The following is a 6,218-nucleotide window of genomic DNA, read 5'->3' on the forward strand; positions in this document are numbered from 1 at the left end:
GCCTCACATCCAGGGGGCGAAGCGACCGGCGGCGAACCGGGCCTCGGGGTCGAGCTGGTTCTTGATCGCCTTCAGCAGCGCGAGCGCGGACGGCGCGGGGCCCCACGCCGGGGCGTCCAGCGCCTCGGGGCGGTCGCGCAGCATGCTCGTGCCGCCGACCGCGGCGACGGCGTCGTGCACCTCGGTCACGGCGGCCCCCGGCACGGTGACGGTCGCGACGCCGGTCGCGAGCCCGGCCGTGACGGCGATGGCGGGAAGCTGCTCCACCAGCGGCGCCAGCCGGGTCGGGGCGCACCCGATCCGGACGACGGCGCCGTCGCGGGCGGGCCCGTCGGCGCCGCCGCCGGCGTGCGGGCCGTCGGTCAGCGACGCGTGGGCGTCCCACGCGTCCGGACCCACCTCCCTTGCGTCGGCCCCGAGGAGCTCGCGCAGCCTCTTCACCCGCGCCGGCAGGGTCCCGGCCCCGCCCTCCAGCCGGACCAGCAGACGTCCCGGGTCGCCGGAGACCCACTCGACGGCGATCGGCTCCAGCGGGCTGGCCATCAGCTCCAGCACCCGCGACGCGGCCTCGGCCACCGGGCCGTCGACGGCCACGCAGGCGACCGCCTTCGGGACCGGGTGCAGCCGCAGGACGACCTCGACCACTGGGCCGAAGGTGCCGTGGGAGCCGTGCAGGAGCTTGGCCATGTCGTAGCCGGCGACGTTCTTGATGACGTGCCCGCCGGAGCGGACCATCGTGCCGTCCGCGAGTACCGAGGTGGTGCCGATGACCAGGTCCCGCAGACCGCCCCAGACCAGGGCGGACGGGCCGGCGTCGGCGGTGGCGAGCAGCCCGCCGACGGTGGCGCCGCGGGCGACCCGGGCGGCGTCGAACGCGAGGCGCTGGCCGTGCTCGGCCAGGTGCTCCTGCAGCGCGAGCACCGGGGTCCCGGCGTGCACCGAGACGGTCATGTCGCCGGGGTTGTGGTGGATCACCCCGGACAGCCCGGAGAGGTCGAGCGTCGCGGCGACGTCGTCGTCCGCGCGTCCTGCCCAGCCGGCGGCGGTGCCGGCGCCGGTGATCGCGAGGCGGCCGGGGGTGTCCAGGACGGCGTCCCGGACCTCCTTGGCCGAGATGGGGCGCAGCGTGGTGGGAGCGGCGCGTGTCATGTCGTCGGGCCCTTCCGGGTCGCGTGCGGGTCGGTCGGACGGGTCGGCCGGACGGGTCGGCCGGACGGGTCGGCCGGACGGGTCACAGCCGTTCGATCAGGCCCGCCTCCTCCAGCGGGTGCGGGCGGTAGCGCCCCGGCTTCTCGCCGCAGAGCCGCGGGGTCGGCAGGAGCTTGCCGGGGTTGCAGATGTGGTCGGGGTCGAAGCCGTCGCGGATGCGGCGCATGACGGCCAGGTCGTCCTCGCCGAACATCCGCGGCATCGAACAGGCCTTGTCGGTGCCGATGCCGTGCTCGCCCGACAGCGACCCGCCCATCTCGACGCACAGCTCCGCGATCCGCGCCGACAGGTGCTCGGCCTCGTCGGTCTGGCCCTCCGCGGCGGAGAACAGGACCAGCGGGTGCAGGTTGCCGTCGCCGGCGTGGAAGACGTTCGCGACGCGCAGCCCGGCCTCGGAGCCCATCTCGTCGATCCGTTCGAGGATCTCGGCGAGCCGGGTCCGGGGGACCACGCCGTCCTGGACGATGTAGTCCGGCGAGATCCGGCCGACCGCGGCGAACGCCGCCTTGCGGCCGCGCCAGATGTTCGCCCGCTCCTCCGGCGATCCCGCGATGTGCAGCCGGGTGCAGCCGTGCCGGTCGCAGATCTCCTTGACCAGCGCGAACTGCTCCTCGCACTCCTCGACGGTGCCGTCGAGCTCGACGACGAGCGCGGCCGGGGTGTCGAGAGAGTAGCCGGCGCCGGTGGCGCCCTCGGCGGCCTCGATCGCCAGCGCGTCCATCATCTCGACCGCGGCGGGGACGATCCCGGCCGCCACGATGTCGGAGACCACCTGGCCCCCCGCCGACACGGACGGGAAGTCCGCCAGCAGCGTGCGCATGACCTCGGGGGTGCGCAGCAGCCGCACGGTCACCTTCGTGACGATCCCGAGGGTGCCCTCCGACCCCAGGAACACCCCGCGCAGGTCGGGCCCGGACTGCTCCATCGAGTCCGACCCGAGGGTCACGACCTCGCCGTCGGGGAGCACGACCTCCATCGACAGCACGTGGTTGGTGGTGAAGCCGTACTTCAGGCAGTGCGCGCCGCCGGAGTTCTCCGCGACGTTGCCGCCGATCGTGCACACCTGCTGGCTCGACGGGTCCGGGGCGTAGTACAGCCCGTGGGGCGACGCCGCCGCGGTGATCTCCAGGTTGGTGACGCCGGGCTCCAGCACCGCGCGCCGGTTCTCCGGGTCGACCTCGAGCACCCGGTTGAGCCGGTTCAGCCCGATGACGACGCCCTCGGCCACCGGCAGCGCGCCGCCGGACAGGCCGGTACCGGCGCCGCGGGCGACGAACGGGATCCGGTGCCGGGCGCAGATCCGTACACACCCGGCGACGTCGTCGGCGGTGCGGGGCAGCAGGACCAGCTCGGGGACGACCCGGCTGCCGGTCAGGCCGTCGCACTCGTAGGTCCGGGTCCGGACCGGGTCGTCGAGCACGTCCGCGGCACCCAGGAGGGCGACGAACTCGTCGTGGATCGAGCGGGCCAGAGGCATCGCTGGACTCCCTTGCTGCGCGTGGCGGGGCTCACGGGAGGGTACGTCGACACGGTGACGCCACGCCTGTTCGACGTCACGGACAGGGTCCGCGTCACTTCCGTGATGCGGAAAAGATAATCCACTGGTAGAAATGCGACCAGTTCCGACATCCACACGGAGAGGGTGGTCACAGATGGCCGACACCGCCGGCCTGCAGGTCGACGAGCACCTGAGGTCCTTCGTCGAGGGCGAGCTCCTGTCCGACGTCGACCTCACGGCGGACGACTTCTGGGCGACCCTCGCGCGGCTCCAGGAGCGCTTCGCTCCCAAGATCGCCGACGCACTGGCCCGTCGCGACGAGATCCAGGCACGCATCGACGAGTGGCACCGCGAGCACGGCACCGGCTCGGTCGAGGACTACGAGAAGTTCCTCACCGACCTCGGCTACCTGCTCCCGGAACGGTCCCCGACGATCGACGTCGACCGGGTCGACCCGGAGATCGCCGAGATCCCCGGCCCGCAGCTGGTCGTGCCCTCCACCGTGCCCCGCTACGCGCTCAACGCCGCCAACGCGCGCTGGGGCTCGCTGTTCGACGCCTTCTACGGCACCGACGCACTGCCGCAGGACCACGAGCTCGCCCCCGGCTACGACGAGCGCCGCGGCGCGCAGGTCATCACCGCCGCCGACGAGCTGCTCGACGAGCTGTTCCCGCTCGCGAAGGGCAGCCACGCCGACGCCACCGCCTACCGGCCGTCGACCGACGGGCTCGTCGTCGACACCGCCGCGAACGGCACGGTCGGGCTCGCCGCCCCCGCGCAGTTCGCCGGCTTCCGCCCGGTCGACGGTGACGGCCGCGGCGCCGTCCTGCTGACCCGCAACGGGCTGCACCTGGAGATCACGATCGACCCGACCACCCAGGTCGGCACCCAGCACCACGCCGACGTCGCCGACGTCGTGCTCGAGTCCGCGGTCACCACGATCGTCGACCTCGAGGACTCGGTCGCGACCGTCGACGGCGAGGACAAGGCCCTGGCCTATCGCACCTGGCTCGGCCTGCTCCGCGGTGACCTGACCGCCGAGTTCCGCAAGGGCGGGAAGACCGTCACCCGCCGGGTCAACCCGGACCGCGAGTACACCGCGGCCGACGGCTCCGCCCTCACCCTGCCCGGACGGTCGCTCATGCTGGTCCGCAACTGCGGCCACCACATGACCACGAACGCCGTGCGCACCGCCGACGGCGGCGAGATCGCCGAGGGCGTCCTCGACGCACTGGTCTCGGCCGTCGCCGGGCTCTACGACCTGCAGGGCAAGGGCCCGCACACCAACTCCCGCGCGGGCAGCGTCTACATCGTCAAGCCCAAGCAGCACGGGCCCGAGGAGGTCGCGCTCACCGTCGAGCTGTTCGGCGCCGTCGAGGAGGCCCTCGGACTGCAGCCGAACACCCTCAAGATCGGCATCATGGACGAGGAGAAGCGGACCTCGGTCAACCTCTCCGCCTGCATCGCCGAGGCCGCGAACCGGGTCATCTTCGTCAACACCGGCTTCCTCGACCGGACCGGCGACGAGATCCACACCTGCTTCGCCGCGGGCCCGGTGCTGCGCAAGGGCGACATGAAGTCGACCACCTGGCTGACGACCTACGAGGACCGCAACGTCGACGTCGCGCTCGCCGCCGGGTTCGCGCACACCGCGCAGGTCGGCAAGGGCATGTGGGCCAAGCCCGCCGCGATGGCCGAGATGATCGAGCAGAAGATCGGCCACCCGAAGGCCGGCGCGAACTGCGCCTGGGTGCCCTCGCCCACCGCCGCGACCCTGCACGCGCTGCACTACCTGCGCGTCGACGTGCACCGGGTCCAGGACGAGATCGCCTCCCGCCCCACCGCCGACCGTCGCGCGCTGCTCGAGGTCCCGGTCACCGACGCGTCGTCGCTGTCGGCCGAGGACGTGACCCACGAGCTGGAGACCAACGCCCAGTCGATCCTCGGCTACGTGGTGCGCTGGGTCGGCATGGGCATCGGCTGCTCCACCGTGCCGGACCTGGAGGGCGTGGGGCTGATGGAGGACCGCGCCACCCTGCGGATCTCCGCGCAGCTGGTCGCGAACTGGCTCCGGCACGGCGTCGTCGACGAGGCGGTCGTGCGCGACACCTTCGCCCGGATGGCCGCCGTCGTCGACGAGCAGAACGCCGGCGAGGACGGCTACCCCGCGATGGCCAAGGACCTGGAGTCCAGCGAATCGTTCCAGGCCGCGCTGGAGCTGGTGTTCAGCGGGGCGACCGAGCCGAACGGCTACACCGAGCGGACGCTCACCCGCTGGCGTCAGCGGGCCAAGGCCGCGGCCTGAGGTCGCATCACCGTCACCACCACCGTCGACGACGACGCCCCCGGGACGGGTTCCCGGGGGCGTCGTCGTGATCAGGGAGGACGAGGATCGTGAAGCCGTGGATGCGGCCCGCGCTGGTGCTGTTCGGCGTCGGCTACGGCGCCAACCAGTTCAGCCCGCTGATGGTCATGTACCGCGAGCAGGGCCACTACTCGGCGACCGTGGTCGCCGCGTTCTTCGGCGTCTACGTGCTCGGTCTCGCCCCGGGCCTGCTCGTCGGCGGGCCGGCGTCGGACCGCTGGGGGCGGCGCCGGGTGCTGCTGCCCGCCACGGCCGCCTCGATCCCGGCCAGTGCCGTCATCGCGCTGGGGGCGTTCTCCGAGCCCCTCCTCTACATCGGACGACTGCTGTTCGGCCTGTGCATCGGCGTCGCGATGGCGGTGGCGACGACCTGGGTCAAGGAGCTGTCCGGCGAGGGTGAGGGTGCGCGGCGGGCCGCACTCGCGCTCACCGCGGGATTCGGACTCGGCCCGCTGGTCGGCGGGCTGCTCGCGCAGTTCGCGCCGCTGCCGATGGAGCTGCCCTACCTGGTGCACATCGTGCTCATGGTCCCCGTCACCTGGTGGCTCGTGGCCGCCCCGGAGACGGTCGAGCCGGGCCGCTCCCGGTCCTGGCTGCGCGACCTGCGGGTGCCCGCCGCCGCCCACCCGCGCTTCCGGTGGCTGGTGCTGCCCGCCGCGCCCTGGGTGTTCGGCGCCGCCGCGCTGTCGTTCGCGGTGCAGCCGACCGCGCTCGGCGACGTCCTCGGCGGCTACGGGCTGCTCGACGCGACCCTGCTCACCGCCGTCACCCTGGGCTGCGGGTTCCTCGCCAGTCCGCCGGCCGCGCCGTCGACGCCCGCTCGCCGCTGGCCGCCACCCGGATCGGGCTCGCGCTCGTCGTCGCCGGGACGGTGGTGGCCGCGTTGGGCGCGGCCGGGCGCAGCATCCCGGTGGCGTTCGTCGCGGCCGCGCTGCTCGGTGCCGGCTACGGATTCGTGCTGCTGTCCGGGCTGCAGGAGGTCCAGCGGATCGCCGCGCGGAGCACCTGGTCGGGCTCACCGCGGTGTTCTACTCGCTGACCTACCTCGGGTTCCTGCTGCCGATGCTGCTCTCGGCTCTGACCGGGGTCGCGGGGTACCCGGTGCTGCTGCTCGTCGTCGCCGGGGTGCAGGCGCTCTGCCTGGTC

At 73.4% G+C, this 6,218-nt stretch carries 4 protein-coding genes; 2 read left to right on the forward strand and 2 right to left on the reverse strand.

From position 1 onward, the window contains the following. Window positions 1-3: 3 nt before the first annotated feature. On the reverse strand, window positions 4-1,149 hold the full coding sequence (locus KPL57_RS12065) for an FAD-binding oxidoreductase (RefSeq protein WP_226351655.1): 1,146 nt from the start codon (window positions 1,147-1,149) through the stop codon (window positions 4-6). Window positions 1,150-1,231: 82 nt separating this feature from the next. Further along, window positions 1,232-2,686 carry an FAD-binding oxidoreductase gene (locus KPL57_RS12070; protein WP_020622066.1) on the reverse strand — a complete coding sequence of 485 codons (1,455 nt, stop codon included), beginning with the start codon at window positions 2,684-2,686 and terminating at the stop codon, window positions 1,232-1,234. 175 nt (window positions 2,687-2,861) lie between these two features. Between KPL57_RS12070 and KPL57_RS12075 the strand changes: the two genes are divergently transcribed. Together KPL57_RS12075 and KPL57_RS12080 are read left to right on the forward strand one after the other, a co-directional pair. Then, window positions 2,862-5,012, forward strand: coding sequence for a malate synthase G (locus KPL57_RS12075; protein ID WP_226351656.1), 2,151 nt, complete (start codon window positions 2,862-2,864; stop codon window positions 5,010-5,012). 89 nt (window positions 5,013-5,101) lie between these two features. After that, on the forward strand, window positions 5,102-6,218 hold a 1,117-nt coding region (locus KPL57_RS12080), incomplete at its 3' end, for an MFS transporter (protein WP_226351657.1).

It is taken from the genome of Pseudonocardia sp. ICBG601 (assembly GCF_020496245.1).